Here is a 16,473-nt window from a genome sequence, read left to right on the forward strand (position 1 = left end):
TCCGTTGCCGCTCGTGTGCGCCATACTGTGGCGCAGATCACCCTGGCGTGCACCCGATACTTACGACGAATCGGCCGCAATCCACACTTTCGGGGCGCCTGGTGCGCCCGTGTCAGTGCCCGGCGTCGTGCCAGGAGCCTCCGACGCCGACCGTGACGTCGAGCGGCACGTCGAGCGGACCGTCGGTCCCCGCGTCGCCCGCCGCGGCCATCTGCTCGCGCACGAGGGCCTCGACCTCCTCGCGCTCGCCCGCCGCCACCTCGAGCACCAGCTCGTCGTGCACCTGCAGAAGCATTCGTGAGCCGAGGCCGCGCCGCGTGAGCTCGCGGTCGACGCCGAGCATGGCGACCTTGATGAGGTCGGCCGCGCTGCCCTGGATCGGCGCGTTGAGCGCCATCCGCTCGGCCACCTCGCGGCGTTGGCGGTTGTCGCTGGTCAGGTCCGGCAGATAGCGGCGTCGGCCCAGGATGGTCGCCGTGTAGCCGGTCCCGCGGGCCACGTCGACGACGCCGGTGAGGTAGTCGCGCACGCCGCCGAACCGCGAGAAGTAGTCCTGCATGAGCGCCGCCGCCTCGGACACCTCGATCGACAGCTGCTGCGACAGCCCGTAGGACGACAGCCCGTACGCGAGGCCGTAGCTCATCGCCTTGATCTTGGAGCGCATGGCCGGCGTGACCTCGTCGGTCGGCACGCCGAACACGCGGGAACCGACGTAGCTGTGCAGGTCCTCGCCCGAGCGGAACGCGTCGATGAGGCCCTCGTCGCCCGAGAGGTGCGCCATGATCCGCATCTCGATCTGCGAGTAGTCCGCCGTCAGCAGCGTCTCGTAGCCGCCGCCCACGACGAACGCGCGCCGGATCTGCCGACCCGCCTCGGTGCGGATCGGGATGTTCTGCAGGTTCGGGTCCGCCGACGACAAGCGCCCCGTCGCCGCGATGGTCTGCTGGAACGTGGTGTGGATCCGGCCGTCCGCCGCGATCGAGCGCAGCAGGCCCTCGACCGTCTGCCGGAGCCGGATGGTGTCGCGGTGCGCCAGCAGGTGCTCGAGGAACGGGTGCTGGGTCCGCGCGAACAGGTCGTTCAGCGCGTTGGCGTCGGTGGTGTAGCCCGTCTTGTTGCGCTTGGTCTTCGGCATCCCCAGCTGGTCGAAGAGGACCTCCTGCAGCTGCTTGGGCGAGCCGAGGTTCACCTCGCGCCCGATGACCGCGTACGCCTCGGCGGCCGCGTTCTGCACCTGGGCGTCGAACGTCCTCTCGAGCCCGGACAGGTACTCCTGGTCGATCGCGATGCCCGTCCGCTCCATGCGCGCCAGGACGTCGACCAGCGGCAGCTCGAGGTTCTCGAGCAGGCCGGTGGCGCCGCGGTCGGCGAGCTCGCCGCCCAGCACGTCGGCCAGGTCGCGGACGGCGGCGGCACGGACCGCCGCGCGGCGACCCTCGTCGGTGCCGTCCAGCTCGAGATCGAGCGCGCCCTGGGCGCCGTCGGCCGCCTCGTCGGCACCGAGCTCGCGGTGCAGGTAGCCGATCGCAAGGTCGGTCAGGTCGTAGGCACGGCGGTCGGGCTGGCACAGGTAGGCGGCGAGCTCCGTGTCGAAGACGACTCCCGCGAGCGGCAGACCGCGCCCGGTCAGCGCGTGCCAGGCCTCCTTCGCCGCGTGCACCACCTTCGGCGCGGCCGGGTCCGCCAGCCACGCCGCCAGCGCGGACTCGTCGGCAGGCCGGATCTCCGCGAGGTCGAACGCCGCGGCCTGCCCGTCCGGGTCCGCCAGCGCGACACCCCACGCGTCGCCGCCCGCCGGAGCGCCGGATCCGCGGACGTCGAGGCCGAGCGGGCGCCCGGCACGCTCGGCGAGCCACGACCCGAGCTCGCCCGAGCCCAGCACCGTGAGGTCCAGCTGGGCCGCAGCGACGGTGCCCGGCCCCTCGCCGCCCTCGTCGGGAAGCATGGCGAAGAGGCGGTCCCGGATCGCGCGGAACTCGAGCTCCTCGAGGATGGCGTGCAGCGCCGTCCGGTCCCACGGGCGCGCCGCGAGGTCCTCCGGCCCGAGCGGGAGCTCCAGGTCGGTGAGGAGCGCGTTGAGCTGGCGGTTCAGCCGCACCTGCTCGAGGTTCTCGCGCAGCGACTCCCCCGCCTTGCCGGGCACCTGGTCCGCGGCCGCGAGGATGCCCTCGAGGCCGTCGTACTGCACGATCCACTTGGCGGCCGTCTTCGGCCCGACGCCCGGGATCCCCGGGAGGTTGTCGCTGGACTCCCCGACCAGCGCGGCGAGGTCCGGGTAGCGGGCCGGCGGGACGCCGTACTTGGTCTCGACCGCGGCCGGCGTCATGCGGGCCAGCTCCGAGACGCCCTTGACGGGGTAGAGCACGGTCACGTCGCCGTTCACCAGCTGCAGGGCGTCGCGGTCGCCCGTGCAGATGAGGACCTCCATGCCCTGGGCGCGCGCCTGCACGGACAGCGTGGCCAGGATGTCGTCGGCCTCGAACTGCGGCTTGGACAGGTACGGGATGTGCATCGTCTCCAGCACCCGCTGGATGACGGCCACCTGTCCCTTGAACGGGGCCGGGGTGGCGTCACGGTTGCCCTTGTACGACTCGTACACCTCCGTGCGGAAGGTGGTCCGGCCGGCGTCGAACGCCACCGCCACGTGCGTGGGCGCCTCGTCCCGCAGCAGGTTCGCGATCATGGAGAAGAACCCGAAGACCGCGTTCGTGGGCTCCCCCGACGACGTCGCGAACTTGTCCACCGGCAGGGCGAAGAAGGCGCGGTAGGCCATCGAATGACCGTCGATCAGGAGGAGTCGGGCAGGCGTTCCGGGAGTGGCCGGCGGGACCGCTGGCAGTGCGTCGCTCACGGGTGCCAACCTATCTGCCATGTCCGACACGACGATCACCGACCAGGCCTACGCGGGCACCCTCATCGAGCGCATGGGCATCGTGGTGACCGAGTCCACGGCCGAGCGCACGGTCGGCACCATGCCGGTGGCCGGGAACACCCAGCCGTACGGCCTGCTGCACGGCGGCGCGTCGGCCGTGCTGGCCGAGACGCTGGGTTCGATCGCGGCCATGACGTACGCCGGCGAAGGACGGGCCGCGGTCGGGATCGAGCTGAACGCGACCCACCACCGCTCGGCGCGGTCGGGCGTCGTCACCGGGACCGCGACGGCTCTGCACCTGGGCAGGACGCTGGCCAGCTACCAGGTGGTCGTCGAGGACGAGGACGGCCGGCCCGTCTGCACCGCGCGGCTCACCTGCATGTTGATCGACGCGCGGGGCTGATCGGCGCCCGACGCCCGGGACGCCGGCGCCGGTTCGTCCGCCTGCTGTCGCGCCTGGCGCACCTGCCGCCGCCGGGCGATGAGGTCCTCGAGCCCGCGCGGTGCCGAGCGCCGGACGGAGCCGCCGGCGCCGTGCTCGTGCGCGAGCCGGCGCTGCAGGGCGGACGTGGTGACCACCCGGTGCGACGCCGCCGGTGCGAATCCCAGGCGGGCGAGGAAGCGCTGCATCCCCCGGGCTCCCGGGAGGGGCGACGAGTACAGCTCGGTGGCGTCCGCCTCCTCCGCCACGGTCGCCGCGCCGACGAGCAGCGCGTGCCCGAGGCCCCGACGCCGGGCGGCCGGCAGCACGTAGACGGCCTCGATGTCGAGGCTCACCACGTCGGTGAACGGACCGGGGCCGACCACGCGGGCGAGCAGCAGCCCCGCGGGCTCGTCGTCGAGCAGGGCGAGGAGCACCCGCCCACCAGGCACGGCGAGGAGGGCTCCCAGCTGGTCGCGCAGCCGGTCCGCGTCGTCGGTGCAGAGCTGCGCGCCGACCGCGGCTTCCTGCCGCGCAGCGAGGCAGAGCGCGACCAGGCTCTCCAGGTCGCCAGGCAGGGCTTCGCGGACTTGCACACCGAGACGCACGGCAGCGGTACCTCCAGACGGGACGAGGGGGATCCGGTCGGGGTGGCGCCACCTCTGCCCGCGATGGCGCCGCCCTCGATCATGGACCAGCCCGGACGCCGGTGCCTAGCCCTGCGGGGTCCCTCATCCGGACGACAGTCGACCAATTCTGGACGAATGACCAGAAAAACTTCGACACGCGGGCACCGCAAGGGTCCCAAGTCTCGCCTTCACGAAATGAACGCGACACAATCCCTGCCTATCGTCCTGCCACCCGGCAGACGTCGGGCGGTGGCGGCAACGACGCTGCGACCCACGACGTGCCACACCCGAACAGACGGACGGAGGTCCCAGGTGCGAGAGCTCGCCACCCTGGACCGTTCCCCCACCCTGCGCCGAAGCGCGAGCGTCCTGCTCGTCCTGCTCGTCGCGTCGCTCGCCCTCCTGATCGCGCCGTCCCCGGCGCGCGCAGCGACGGGACCGTGCGTCGCCGACGCGGCCACAGGGTGCATCAACGGCACCATCCGCACCTCCGCGGGCCAACCAGCCGTCGGCGTCACGCTGACCATCGAGGGCGGCGGCGCGACCGTCACCGTCACCACCGACGCCGAGGGCAAGTGGACCGCCCCGGTGACCGCGGCGGGCGACTACACGGTCACCCTGGACCCGGCGACGCTGCCCGCCGGCGAGACGCTGCGGAACCCGTCGGGCAACCCCCGCACGGTCACGGTCACGCTGGGCTCCTCGAGCGGCGCGCTGTTCCCCCTCGGGGAGCCGGCCGCCTCGGGCGGCGGCTCCGGGCCGAGCCCGACGGCGTCCGCCGGCGCGGGCACGGGCGAGACCGACGGGGAGACGGGCGCCCCCACGGGCTCGTCCACCGAGGGCGGGTTCAGCTGGTCCCGGCTCGCGCAGCAGACCGTCAGCGGCATCGTCTTCGGCATCCTGCTGGCGCTGGCCTCGGTCGGCCTGTCGCTGATCTACGGCACCACCGGCCTGAGCAACTTCGCGCACGGCGAGCAGGTCACGCTCGGCGCGATCCTCGCCTACATCGGCGTGCAGACGTTCGGCCTCCCCCTCGTGGTCTCGGGCGTGCTCGCCGTGATCGCGGGAGCCCTCAGCGGCTGGATCCAGGACGCCGGCATCTGGCACCCGCTGCGCCGCCGGCGCGTCGGCACCACGCAGCAGATGATCGTCACGATCGGTCTGTCGATGGCGCTGCAGTACACGTACCAGTTCTTCTTCGGGGCGAGCGCGCTGCGCATCGTCACGGCGAACCCGGACATCGTGACCATCGGCACGGTCCGCATCTCGGTGACGTCGATCTGGTCCGTGATCATCGCCTCGGCGGTGCTCGGCGCGGTCGCGTACTTCCTGCTCGCCACCCGGATCGGGCGGGCCACCCGGGCCGTCTCGGACAACCCGGCCCTCGCGGCGGCCTCGGGCATCACGGTCGAGCGCGTCATCCGGCTCGTCTGGACGCTCGGCGGCGCGCTCGCCGCGCTCGGCGGCGTGCTCATGGGCCTCTACCTCAACGCGACCAGCTGGAACATGGGCGGCGCCCTGCTGCTGCTGATGTTCTCGGCCGTGACGCTCGGTGGCCTCGGCGCCCCGTTCGGCGCGCTCGTCGGCTCGATCGTCATCGGGCTCGTCGTCGAGCTCTCCAACCTCGTGCTCCCCAGCGACATGCGTTACGCCGGGGCGCTCCTCATCCTCATCCTCGTGCTGCTGCTGCGCCCCCAGGGTCTCCTGGGCCGCGCCGAGCGGATCGGTTAAGGAGCAGACATGGACTGGTCCCGCATCTTCACCAACGTCGCCGGCGAGATCTTCGCGCCGACGACGGCCGCCTACGCGCTCGGCGCCATCGGCCTCAACATCCACTTCGGCCTCACCGGGCTGCTCAACATGGGCCAGGCAGGCTTCATGCTGCTCGGCGCCTACGGGTTCGCCATCGCGACCATCGCCGGCTGGCCGCTGTACGCGGCCGTCCTCGTCGCCATGGCGGCGGCCGCGGTCTTCGCGCTCATCCTCGGCATCCCCACGCTGAAGCTGCGCGGCGACTATCTCGCGATCGTCACGATCGCCGCCGCGGAGATCGTCCGGCTCGTCGGCCGCTCGACCGCCCTGACGGAGATCACCGGCGCCTCGTCGGGCCTGCGCGGCAACGAGTACAAGCACACGTTCACCGGCGCCTCGCCGTTCCCGGACACCGTCTGGTCGCTGGGCCCGTTCTCGTACGCCACCAACGCGTCGAACAGCTGGTGGATCCGCATCGTCGCGTGGGTCGTCGTCGGCCTCGCGTGCCTGCTCGTGTACCTGCTCATCAAGTCGCCGTGGGGCCGGGTGCTCAAGGGCATCCGCGAGGACGAGGACGCCGTCCGCTCCCTGGGCAAGAACGTCTACTCCTACAAGATGCAGTCGCTCATCCTCGGCGGCGTCATCGGCGCGGTGGCGGGCATCATCTACGTGCTGCCACGAGCCGTCCAACCCGACTCCATGGGCCGCCCGATGACGTTCTTCATCTGGACGATCCTGCTGCTGGGTGGCGCCGCCACGGTGTTCGGTCCCGTGCTGGGCTCGATCATCTTCTGGGCCGGCCTCATGCTGATCAAGACGGTCATGCGCGACGGCGTCCCGGAGACGATCATGCGGAACGAGCAGATCGAGCAGTTCGGCTGGATCATCGTGGGCGTCACGCTCATGCTGCTGGTGATCTTCCGGCCACAAGGCATCCTCGGAGACAAGAAGGAGCTGGCGATCAATGTCCGCTGACCTTCCGACGACCGACGTCCGGGAGAGCCGCCGCGCAGCCGTCGCGGCGACCCTGGCCGACGTCGAGCGGGTCCCCGGCGCCAAGAAGCCCGACCCGATCGTCGTCGCCGACCACATCACCCGGCACTTCGGCGGGATGACGGCCGTCGACGTCGACCACATCGAGATCCAGCGCGGCGCGATCACGGCGCTCATCGGGCCGAACGGCGCCGGCAAGACCACGCTGTTCAACCTGCTCACGGGCTTCGACAAGCCCAGCACCGGGACCTGGTCGTTCGACGGGAAGTCGCTGCACGGCGTCTCGGCCGCGCGCGTGGCCCGGTCCGGMATGGTCCGGACGTTCCAGCTGACCAAGGCGCTGAGCCGCATGCTCGTCATCGAGAACATGCGGCTGGGCGCCAGCAAGCAGCCCGGCGAGAACCTGGCCACCGCCCTGTTCCCGCCGCTGTGGAAGGCGCGCGAGAAGGAGATCACGGTCCAGGCCGAGGAGCTCCTGGCCCGCTTCAAGCTGGACACCAAGCGGGACGACTTCGCCGGTTCGCTGTCGGGCGGTCAGCGCAAGCTGCTCGAGATGGCCCGCGCGCTCATGAGCAAGCCGACCATGGTCATGCTCGACGAGCCGATGGCCGGCGTGAACCCCGCGCTCACGCAGTCGCTGCTGGGCCACGTCGAGGCCCTTCGCGACGAGGGCACCACGGTGCTGTTCGTCGAGCACGACATGCACATGGTGCGGCACATCTCGGACTGGGTGATCGTCATGGCCGAGGGGCGCATCGTCGCCGAGGGGCCGCCCGAGACCGTCATGCAGGACCAGGCCGTGGTCGACGCCTACCTGGGCAAGCACCACGACACGGACCTCGGCGACGACAGCCTGCTCGACGACGACACCACCGAGCAGCTGGAGGCGGAGGTCCGCGCCGAGGCGATCGCGCGCGGCGAGCAGGAGGAGACCTCATGAGCACGACGGCCACCGACACCAGCGACGCCGCCTCCGTCCACCGCGGCGCCCCGACCGGCGAGCCCCTGCTCGACGCGCGGGACGTCTACGCCGGCTACATCCCGGGCGTCGACATCCTCAACGGCTGCAACCTCGTGGTGCACCCCGGCGAGCTCGTCGGCATCATCGGGCCCAACGGCGCCGGCAAGTCGACGCTGCTCAAGGCGCTGTTCGGGCTGGTCACGGTCCGCCAGGGCGCCGTCACGCTGCACGGCGAGGACATCACCCACCTGCGCTCCGACTCGCTGGTCAAGCGCGGCGTCGGCTTCGTTCCGCAGTCGAACAACGTGTTCCMCTCGCTCAGCATCGAGGAGAACCTGCAGATGGGGATCTTCCAGGCACCGAAGAAGTACAACGAGCGGTTCGACTTCATCGTCGACCTGTTCCCGACCCTCGKCGAGCGTCGCAAGCAGCGGGCAGGCTCGCTGTCCGGCGGCGAGCGCCAGATGGTCGCGATGGCGCGGGCGCTGATGATGGACCCGTCGGTCCTGCTGCTGGACGAGCCCTCCGCCGGCCTGTCGCCCGTGCGCCAGGACGAGACGTTCATCCGGACCCGCAAGATCAACAAGGCCGGTGTCTCGATCGTCATCGTCGAGCAGAACGCCCGACGGGCGCTGCAGATCTGCGACCGGGCCTACGTCCTCGACCAGGGGCGCAACGCCTACTCGGGCCCGGGCCGCGAGCTCATGCACGACCCGAAGGTCATCGAGCTCTACCTGGGGACGCTGGCGACCGACGTCGAGACGGCGAACAAGCCGACGACGCCTCCCGAGGCCTGACCGCTCACTCGTCGAGCCCGACCGCGTCCGCGCGGCCGGGCTCGACGTCCGTGCCGGGCGTCGGGCGCACGTCGGTGATGCCGAGCTCGTCGGCGAGGAAGAGGAACGCGCGGCCGTACGGGTGGGCGCCCACGTCGGCGCGGACCCGGTCGAAGTCGATCTGCTCCCGCAGGGCCCGCACGATCGCCAGCAGGCGCCCGAAGTCGCAGGCGTGCTCCCCGAGCACCCGGATCTTCGCCGAGACGACGTCCGTGGCGCTGAGCACCGGCATCCGGACGGCCAGCACCTCGAGCATGTCGCTGCGGGCCAGCAGCTCCTCGGTGACGGGCTCCCCCACCATCCGGAACAGCACGTCGACCAGCTGCCCGTGGTGGAACGCCTTGAACAGCCAGTTCTCCGCGGGGTCCTCGACGTCGAGGCCGGCGGCGGCGATGGCGTCCTTGGCCCGCTCGACGTCCTTCTCGGTCACGGCGAAGTCGGCGTCGTGGCTGGGCTCCGGCGCACCCCGCGCCCACGCGGCGTAACCGCCCACGAGCGCGAACGGGATCTCCGCGTCGGTCAGGGCGACGGCGGTCAACCGCAGCCCGTCCTGGAGGGCCGTGCGGTCGTCGGGTGGGTGGGCCAGGGCGCCCGGCTGCGTCATGGGTCCACTGTCTACACGCCGACGCGCGGGCTCGCAGGTCGACGTGTTGAATCGACGTGATGCGACTGGCGACCTTCAACATCCTGCACGCGCGCTCGATCACGGACGACAAGGTGGACCTGGACAGGTTCTCCGCGGCGATCCGTGACCTCGACGCCGACGTCCTCGCGCTGCAAGAGGTGGACCGGGACCAGCCGCGCTCGCACCGCGCCGACCTCACCCTCCTCGCCGCGGAGGCGATGTCCGCCCCGGAGCACCGGTTCGCGGCGGTGCTGCACGGCGAACCCGGGCTGTGGACCGCCGCGACCGGCGACAACCAGCCGCCGACCGCGTCCTACGGGATCGCCCTGCTGAGCCGGTACCCGGTGCGCGAGTGGCGCGTGCTGAACCTGCCGGTGCTGCGACGGCGCACCCCGATCCTGTGGCCGGGCGAGCGGTGGCCGGCGCTGGTCAGCGACGAGCCGCGCGCGGCCCTCGCGGCCGTCCTGCAGACGCCGGAGGGCGACCTCACGGTGGTGGCGACCCACCTGACCTTCATCCCCGGCTGGAACATGCGCCAGCTCCGGACCCTGGTCAGGCGCGTGGCTCCGCTGCCCCGGCCGCTGGTGATCATGGGTGACCTCAACATCGGCGGCGCACGCCCGGCGCGTGCCACGCGCATGCAGGCCCTCGCCAAGGCGCACACCTTCCCGGTAGCCCACCCGCTGCGCCAGCTCGACCACATCCTGGCGAAGGGGGACGTGCGTCCGTGCGGACCCGCACGGGCCCTCGACACCGGCCTGTCCGATCACCGCGCCCTCGTCGTCGACGTCGCCCTCGGCTGAGACGCAGCGAAGGCCGGTGCGGATCGCTCCGCACCGGCCCCCGGTGGTGGTTCAGCGTCGGACGACGCAATCAGCGCACGGTCACTTGACCGAGCCCTCGACCGCCTTCACCCAGACGTTCTTGTTGTCGTTGCCGTACTTGTAGACACCGATGAAGGCGCTGGACGGGTCGTTGTCCGCGTTGAACGGACCCACGCCGGCCTGGCCCTTGTACTGGATGTCCTTGCCGTCGTCGAGCAGCTTGACGCAGTCGGCGAACGACTTGCACTCCTCGCCGCCGTTCGCGCCGGAGACCGCCGCCAGGTTCTTCTGGATCGTCTCGCCGTCGGTGCCCTTGCCCTTCACGGCCGCGAGGGCCGCGAGGATGGTGGCGTCGTACGACTCGGGACCGTAGGCGAAGTCCTTGAGGTTGGCGTCGACCGTCTTGAGCTTGGCCTGGAAGTCGTCGCTCGGGAACGCGCCCGGGATGGTGCCCTGGGCACCCTCGAGCGTGCCCGGCTGGAAGTCAGCCGAGTAGTCGGCCGTGTTGCCGTCGACCAGGTAGATGGTCGAGGGGTCCACGCCGGCGCCGACGAGCGCAGGGATGATCTGCTTCGTCTGCTCGAACGCCAGGACCACGACGGAGTCGGGGTTGGTGGCCAGCAGGGCCGTGATGTCGGAGTCGAAGCTGCTCGCAGCGGGGTCGAACTCCTGGCCCTTCAGGCCGTACGTGATGGTGCCGCCCGCGCCCTCGACGGTCTCCTGGACGACGTCGCGCAGCGACGTGCCGTAGTCGTCGTTGAAGACGAGGATGCCGACGTTGGAGTGGCCGTCACCGGTGATCAGGTTGCCGAGCGCTGCGCCCTGGACCGTGTCCGGCGGCGCGGTGCGGAAGTAGTACGGCGAGTAGCCGGACAGCTTCGTGGCCGTGTTGGCGGGCGAGATCTGGACGACCTTCGCTGCCGTGATGTCGTCCACCACGTTGAGCGTGACCGACGAGGAGGCCGCACCGATGATGACCTGGACCTTCTTCGAGAGAAGGTCGGTCACCGACTGCGTGGCGACCTCGGCGTGGTCGGCGTCGGACGAGTCCGCGTCCTCCTGGACGACGTCCTTGCCCAGCACACCGCCGGCCTCGTTGATCTCCTTGATGGCGAGCCCGACGCCCGCGATCTCGGGCGGGCCGAGGTAGGCGAGCGAACCCGTCTGCGGGAGGAGCGTGCCGACGATCAGGGCGTCGGAGGATCCGGCGGCGCTGGCGCCGTCCGTCGCGTCGTCGCCGCTGTCGCCGGAACCGCCGCAGGCGGTCAGAACCAGCGCTGCCGCTCCGGCGAGCGCCGCGGCCCGAACTGCGTGAGTCGAACGAATCATGCGTGGTACCCCTCTGTGAGTACTGCGATCCGCGGGACCCCGGTAGGAATCCTGCAGGTGTGGCGCGAAAGTACTCATTGTTTGTGTCCGCGATGTGAATCGACATGTCTCAGCGCGGGTTGTTGCCAAGTTGTGACCCACCAGTAACTAGTCCATCTGGACAGTTGACCGGGATCCGGAGCGTGCTCAGACGGCGGAGGCCGGCCCGGAGATCCCCGGACCGGCCTCGTCGTTCACTCGTCAGTGGTCACCCGTCAGGACGAACCGCCACCGACCTGCTCGATGACCGCATCGGCCACCTCGCGCATGGTCAGGCGCCGGTCCATCGACGTCTTCTGGATCCACCGGAACGACTCGGGCTCCGTCAGCCCCATCTTGGTCATGAGCAGGCCCTTGGCCCGGTCCACGCGCTTGCGGGTCTCGAACCGCTCGGCCAGGTCGGCCACCTCGGACTCCAGCGCGGTGATCTGCGCGTACCGGGAGATCGCGATCTCCACGGCGGGCAGCAGGTCCGCCGGGCTGAACGGCTTGATGACGTATGCCATCGCCCCGGCGTCGCGGGCCCGCTCGACGAGCTCCTTCTGCGAGAACGCCGTGAGCAGCACCACCGGCGCGAGGTGCGCCTTGCCGATGCGCTCCGCCGCCGAGATCCCGTCGAGGATCGGCATCTTGACGTCCATGACGACCACGTCCGGCTTGAGGTCCGTCACCAGTTGCACGGCCTGCTCGCCGTCGCCCGCCTCGCCGACCACGTCGAAGCCCGCGTCGCGCAGCGTCTCGACGACGTCCATGCGGATGAGCGCCTCGTCCTCCGCGACGACCGCGCGCCGCGCGGGCCGGCTCGGGGCCGGGGTGGGCTCACCCGCGGGAGCGGGGGTGCTCAGGTCGAGGGCGGCGTCAGGGGCCGCCACGGTCGGGGGGGTCGCGTCGGTGCTCACGCCCTCAGAGTAGTGGGCGGCGACTGCCGCTTCGCAGTGATTGCACCTGTGAGGCAGCCCACGCGGTTCTCGGCAGCCGCGCGGCCGTATGAGCAGGGGCGTGCGGGCCATCCCGACGCGACTATCCTGCTGCACGGCCCCGATAGCCCAACCGGCAGAGGCGTTCGGCTCAAACCCGATCCAGTGTGGGTTCGAATCCCACTCGGGGCACTCCTACTCGACACAAACTCGCAGGTCGGGCTCATGGCCTCCGTGCGAGACGCGGCATCTCGTGGGGACATGACTACCGTCCTCGTCCCACATCGGATCGCGCGGACAGGTCGAGTGGTCGGCTCGGTCGTCGCACCCGGTCCTTCCCCGCTTCGCTCGAACGCAACCCCCACGCCCTTCGGTTCGCGGGGGGACACAGCGTTCTTCGTATGGCGCTCTTGCTGCGGCTGCGGTGTGTGCGCCGCGTCCCCCTCGTTGCGGGCGCTACTCCACCGGCTCCGCCGCGTCCTCGTGGGCGTACCGCCTCAACAACTCGTTCTCTTCGTCGCGACGGGGGAAGGCGAAGAACACGAGCACGGTGCCGAGCGCGATCGCGATGATCCCGGCGGCGTAGGCCTCGTCGGACCCGTCGAGGAATGACTCCTGCGCCGCCGCGACGATTGACTTCTCGTACTGAAGGGGGGATACGGCCGGGCGGTCGCGTCGACCGCTCGAACCGGCCTTGCGCAAACGCCGCCACGTACTGTGCACCCGTGCTCGCTCGGGCTCGGGCGCGGCGCGCGCCCCGGGAGGATCTGGCCCGAGGGGCGACGTTCGCGACGTCCCCCGCCTCGGCGCACAGCGTCATCGGGTCGTCAGCCCCCAGGAGCCGGTCCAGAACTCCCACGGTGCGATGGTCACCACGGCAACCCTGACCGGAACGCGTGCGGTGGACAGGACTCGTGAAGCGTCGCCCCGACCTGGGTGAAGACAACGACGTCATCACCGCTCGTGATGACGTACTGCCGGCAACACCCCGCGCCTCGCTGTGTCCACACCGACGAAGGCCGCAACAGGGTCACGGTCATCTTCATCCGGACGGGATGACGCCACAGAAGCGGCCCATGCAATGTTGGAGATGCGGGGGCTTCGCCCGTGCGTTCGGCACAGGCCTGTACCCAGTCCCTGGGGGCCGGGATGGGGCGAGCAGCGAAGACAAGAACCATCGACGTCGGACTGAAGGAGATCACGATGCCGCGGATGCTACGTCGCGCAGCAGTACTCGGGGCCACAGCTCACGTCGCCTCAAGCCGAGGGGCCGCGAAAGCGAACGCGCAGAATGCCGCCGCGCAGGAGGCGAGCGCTTCAGAGCAGGTGGCCGCCCCTGCGGAGGCTGCGCCGGCCGTGGCGCCCGCAGCGGCGCCGTCGGACGTCTACGCGGAGTTGGCGAAGCTCAAGGAGCTGCTCGACGCCGGAGTGCTCACCCAAGCGGAGTTTGACGCACAGAAGACCAAGCTCCTCAACGCCTGACGCCAGGCAAAGAAGTGCCGTCATCCGACGGCACCGCGAGGACCCGCAGCCGCCAAGAAAGAGAGCAGAGCATGCCCATCGGCCCCGTTCAGCTGCTCGTCGTCAGCTTCGACCAGCCCAACTTCTCCGGAGAGATTCTGGCGGAGCTGACCCGTCTTCGGGAGAACGACCTCATTCGCCTCGTCGACGTCCTCGTGGTCGAGAAGACGCTCGACGACGACGTCGTCGCGCTGAGCTGGAGCGACCTGTCGATCGACGAGGCGGAAGACTTCGGTGCCACGGTCGGAGCGCTCCTCGGCCTCGGCCTTGCGGGCGAGGCAGGTCTCGAGGCCGGCGCCCTGGCCGGTGTCGAAGCGGGTTCCGACGGCCACGTCATCGACGAGGAGCGGGCGTGGGACGTCGCCGCGCAGATTCCCACGGGCAGCGTTGCGGCGATCGCCCTGATCGAGCACGTCTGGGCGGCGCCGCTGCGGGCGGCGATCGCACGCGCCGGTGGTGTCCCCATCAGCGATGAGTGGATACACCCGCTCGACCTCGTCGAGGTGGGGCTGCTCGCCGCCGACGAGCTCGAAGACGCCTGACTCACGGGTGGCGCCTCGGCTCGCTGGGGCCGCGGCAGGCAGAATCGCGTCGGAGCGCCCCTCGACCAGCGACTCTGCACGTCCAGGTGCGGGCGCCCTGACTAGGCGTCGCCGCTCTCGACATCCGGTACGGAGAGCTGGTTGAAGGCGTAGTAGACGGCCAGTGCCCCGTGCACCGCGAGGGTGAGGACCGGAGAGACGAAGGCCAGTCCCACGGTGATCGGGTACACGACCAGGCCGAGGGCGAAGCGAGGGACGGTGGCGCGCGCCGCCTTCGCGTCCACGTCGGGGACGAGGAGGCGCCCGCTCCTGGTGGCGTACCACCAGAAGATGGTGAAGGCCAGCGACGCGAGCACCATGACACCGCTGTAGACCGCGACGGCGACCCGCGCCTGGCTTCCCCCGCGATCCAGATAGTCAGCGACCAGGTTGGTGGGCCACGGGAGGAGGGCCACCACCATGAGCAGCAACAGGTTCAGGAAGATGAGCGTGCGGTCGACCTGGCCGATGTAGCTGAAGAGCGTGTGGTGGTTGGCCCACATGATGCCGATGACGAGGAAGCTGACGACGTACGCGGCGTAGGACGGCCACTGCTCTCCCAGCGCCGACCACAGCGACGCCCCCGCCGCGATCTGCGGTATCCCGATCTCGAGCACGAGCAGCGTGATGGCGATGGAGAAGACTCCGTCGCTGAAGGCCTCGACGCGACCGGGGTCGTGGCGCGACCGCCTGGATCGACCAAGGGCCATGGAGCCGCACGCTAGTCCTGGACGCGGTCGTCGGGACACCGCACAGCGGGCGGGCGCGGTCTGCAGGCGACGGATCGCGGGGCTCCATTCCGCGGTGTTCGGCGGCGACCCTTTCCCCTGGACGCCCACGGCGGGAGCATGAGGCACTGCCATCGAAGGGCGAGTGAGACCCCATGGTCATCCCGACCGACGGCCCCGGCCCACCGCTGCCTCCACCGAACCCCTGCAACACCCCCGCCTGTCTCGACGCGAAGACCGAGGTGACGGACGCCCGGACCGCGTTCGCCCGGACCTGCAACAGCCTCACGACGATCGTCAACATCCTGCGATTCCTCAAGCCGATCGTCACGATCTCGCTGTGGTAAATCGCGGTCATCATCGTCGTCGCCGTCGTTCTGGTGTTCCTCGGTCTCGGCTGGCTCGCGGCCCTGCTCTGGGCGCTGATCCTGCTGTACCTCATTGCCTGGATCGCCTACCTGGCCTTGGCCGAGCTGCCGCGTCGCTCGTCCAGGAGCTCGTCGCGCGCACCAAGGCGGTGCAGGACGCCATCGCGAAGGTCCTGCTGGCGTGCCCGGAGAGCTGCCGCGGTGATCTCTCGATCCCTACCTGCAACGCCGTGATCCCCTGACCCCACGACGCCGGGCGAGCGGGCCTCGTGCCGTGCGTGCCAGGACGTCATGATCGCCAAGCCCAGCACCGAGGGCCAGGTCGGCGCGGAGCTCAGCCGACAAGGTGCAGCGCGTAGGCAGTGGCGAAGCCGAGGGTGGTCGCGATGCCGACCAGCTGCCCGCCGTCCTCGAAGGCCTCGGGCATCATCGAGTCGGCCAGCATGGTGAGGATGGCGCCGGCCGCGAAGGTGAGCACGAACGCGACGACGTCGGGAGCCGCGGTCTGGAAGAACCCGTAGCCGGCGGCGGAGGCCAGGCCCGACACGATCGCGATCCCGCCCCACATCCACAGGACCCGCGACGTTCTCCACCCTGCCGAGACGAGGCCGGTGGTCGAGCCGATGGCCTCGGGCAGGTTGGAGATGAAGACCGCGACCAGGTAGGCGACCCCGATCGACCCGCCCTGGAAGAGGGTCAGACCGATGACCATGGACTCAGGGACGCCGTCGAGGACGGACCCGAGGACGATCGCGAGGGGCGATCCCTCCTGCTGCTGGCGAGCGGGATGCTTGCGCCGGCCCCCACCCTGGCGGCCGATCAGGTAGTCCCCGCCGAAGAAGGTGAGGCAACCCGCGAACAGACCACCGATGACGGCACCGTGGCCGGACGACATCCCGGATGCCTCTTCGACGAGGTCGAACGCGACGGCACTGATCAGGACGCCTGACCCGAACCCCATGACCAGGCCGATCAGGCGCTTCCCCGGGTGCAGGAGCACCGCGAGCACGGCACCGATCACGAGCGAGCTCGCAGCCAGCGCGCCCCAGCCGAAGGCGCCGAGCATCTGCGACCCCT

The 16,473-nt window shown here is 70.6% G+C and carries 17 protein-coding genes and 1 tRNA gene; 10 read left to right on the forward strand and 8 right to left on the reverse strand.

The genetic code is table 11. The annotated features are described in order from the left end of the window. Positions 1-112: 112 nt before the first annotated feature. The gene (gene polA, locus AC1DQC_RS05525) at positions 113-2,872 is read right to left on the reverse strand and encodes a DNA polymerase I (RefSeq protein WP_477050217.1); all 2,760 of its coding nucleotides are present in this window, start codon (positions 2,870-2,872) and stop codon (positions 113-115) included. Here polA and AC1DQC_RS05530 point away from each other — a divergent pair. Beyond that, entirely contained in the window at positions 2,871-3,275 is a 405-nt protein-coding gene (locus tag AC1DQC_RS05530; RefSeq protein ID WP_477050218.1) for a hotdog fold thioesterase, read from the forward strand. The two genes, polA and AC1DQC_RS05530, sit on opposite strands and share 2 nt — an antisense overlap. Here AC1DQC_RS05530 and AC1DQC_RS05535 read toward each other — a convergent pair. Continuing rightward, a complete protein-coding gene (locus tag AC1DQC_RS05535; RefSeq protein ID WP_477050219.1) occupies positions 3,191-3,889 on the reverse strand; it encodes an N-acetyltransferase family protein in 699 nt (232 codons plus the stop codon). The two genes, AC1DQC_RS05530 and AC1DQC_RS05535, sit on opposite strands and share 85 nt — an antisense overlap. Positions 3,890-4,234: 345 nt before the next feature. Between AC1DQC_RS05535 and AC1DQC_RS05540 the strand changes: the two genes are divergently transcribed. The 4 genes from AC1DQC_RS05540 to AC1DQC_RS05555 are packed head-to-tail and all read left to right on the forward strand — an operon-like array spanning position 4,235 to position 8,425. After that, positions 4,235-5,653, forward strand: coding sequence for a branched-chain amino acid ABC transporter permease (locus tag AC1DQC_RS05540; protein ID WP_477050220.1), 1,419 nt, complete (start codon positions 4,235-4,237; stop codon positions 5,651-5,653). A 9-nt stretch (positions 5,654-5,662) separates the two neighbouring features. Further along, positions 5,663-6,649, forward strand: coding sequence for a branched-chain amino acid ABC transporter permease (locus AC1DQC_RS05545; protein ID WP_477050221.1), 987 nt, complete (start codon positions 5,663-5,665; stop codon positions 6,647-6,649). Next, on the forward strand, positions 6,639-7,607 hold the full coding sequence (locus AC1DQC_RS05550) for an ABC transporter ATP-binding protein (protein WP_477050222.1): 969 nt from the start codon (positions 6,639-6,641) through the stop codon (positions 7,605-7,607). Before AC1DQC_RS05545 ends, AC1DQC_RS05550 begins: the two co-directional genes overlap by 11 nt. Then, entirely contained in the window at positions 7,604-8,425 is an 822-nt protein-coding gene (locus AC1DQC_RS05555) for an ABC transporter ATP-binding protein (protein ID WP_477050223.1), read from the forward strand. The genes AC1DQC_RS05550 and AC1DQC_RS05555 overlap by 4 nt, the downstream gene beginning before the upstream one ends. 4 nt (positions 8,426-8,429) lie before the next feature. Here the strand turns inward: AC1DQC_RS05555 and AC1DQC_RS05560 are convergent, their stop codons facing one another. After that, positions 8,430-9,068: a nucleotidyltransferase family protein gene (locus AC1DQC_RS05560; protein ID WP_477050224.1), complete on the reverse strand. Its 639-nt coding sequence runs from the start codon at positions 9,066-9,068 to the stop codon at positions 8,430-8,432. Between the two features lie 59 nt (positions 9,069-9,127). Here AC1DQC_RS05560 and AC1DQC_RS05565 point away from each other — a divergent pair, with 59 nt between their 5' ends. After that, on the forward strand, positions 9,128-9,892 hold the full coding sequence (locus AC1DQC_RS05565; RefSeq protein ID WP_477050225.1) for an endonuclease/exonuclease/phosphatase family protein: 765 nt from the start codon (positions 9,128-9,130) through the stop codon (positions 9,890-9,892). A gap of 81 nt (positions 9,893-9,973) precedes the next feature. Here AC1DQC_RS05565 and AC1DQC_RS05570 read toward each other — a convergent pair whose 3' ends face one another. Both AC1DQC_RS05570 and AC1DQC_RS05575 read right to left on the reverse strand, forming a co-directional pair. Continuing rightward, on the reverse strand, positions 9,974-11,242 hold the full coding sequence (locus AC1DQC_RS05570; protein ID WP_477050226.1) for an ABC transporter substrate-binding protein: 1,269 nt from the start codon (positions 11,240-11,242) through the stop codon (positions 9,974-9,976). A gap of 254 nt (positions 11,243-11,496) precedes the next feature. Beyond that, positions 11,497-12,180 (reverse strand): ANTAR domain-containing response regulator, encoded by a 684-nt coding sequence (locus AC1DQC_RS05575; protein WP_477050227.1) that lies wholly within the window; start codon positions 12,178-12,180, stop codon positions 11,497-11,499. 136 nt (positions 12,181-12,316) lie between these two features. Between AC1DQC_RS05575 and AC1DQC_RS05580 the strand changes: the two genes are divergently transcribed. Further along, a tRNA-Leu gene (locus AC1DQC_RS05580) sits at positions 12,317-12,390 on the forward strand. A gap of 264 nt (positions 12,391-12,654) precedes the next feature. Here AC1DQC_RS05580 and AC1DQC_RS05585 read toward each other — a convergent pair. Beyond that, positions 12,655-12,921: a hypothetical protein gene (locus AC1DQC_RS05585; protein ID WP_477050228.1), complete on the reverse strand. Its 267-nt coding sequence runs from the start codon at positions 12,919-12,921 to the stop codon at positions 12,655-12,657. Positions 12,922-13,401: 480 nt separating this feature from the next. On the opposite strand from AC1DQC_RS05585, the gene AC1DQC_RS05590 reads away from it, so the two are divergent. Both AC1DQC_RS05590 and AC1DQC_RS05595 read left to right on the forward strand, forming a co-directional pair. Beyond that, entirely contained in the window at positions 13,402-13,680 is a 279-nt protein-coding gene (locus AC1DQC_RS05590) for an SHOCT domain-containing protein (RefSeq protein WP_477050229.1), read from the forward strand. A 71-nt stretch (positions 13,681-13,751) separates the two neighbouring features. Then, the gene (locus AC1DQC_RS05595; protein WP_477050230.1) at positions 13,752-14,261 is read left to right on the forward strand and encodes a hypothetical protein; all 510 of its coding nucleotides are present in this window, start codon (positions 13,752-13,754) and stop codon (positions 14,259-14,261) included. Between the two features lie 101 nt (positions 14,262-14,362). Here the strand turns inward: AC1DQC_RS05595 and AC1DQC_RS05600 are convergent, their stop codons facing one another. Continuing rightward, on the reverse strand, positions 14,363-15,010 hold the full coding sequence (locus AC1DQC_RS05600; RefSeq protein ID WP_477050231.1) for a TMEM175 family protein: 648 nt from the start codon (positions 15,008-15,010) through the stop codon (positions 14,363-14,365). A 173-nt stretch (positions 15,011-15,183) separates the two neighbouring features. Here AC1DQC_RS05600 and AC1DQC_RS05605 point away from each other — a divergent pair, with 173 nt between their 5' ends. Then, entirely contained in the window at positions 15,184-15,375 is a 192-nt protein-coding gene (locus AC1DQC_RS05605; protein ID WP_477050232.1) for a hypothetical protein, read from the forward strand. 355 nt (positions 15,376-15,730) lie between these two features. On the opposite strand, the gene AC1DQC_RS05610 is transcribed toward AC1DQC_RS05605, so the two are convergent. Continuing rightward, on the reverse strand, positions 15,731-16,462 hold the full coding sequence (locus AC1DQC_RS05610) for a ZIP family metal transporter (RefSeq protein ID WP_477050233.1): 732 nt from the start codon (positions 16,460-16,462) through the stop codon (positions 15,731-15,733). Positions 16,463-16,473: the final 11 nt, after the last annotated feature.

Source organism: Cellulomonas sp. P4_H12 (genome assembly GCF_056400905.1).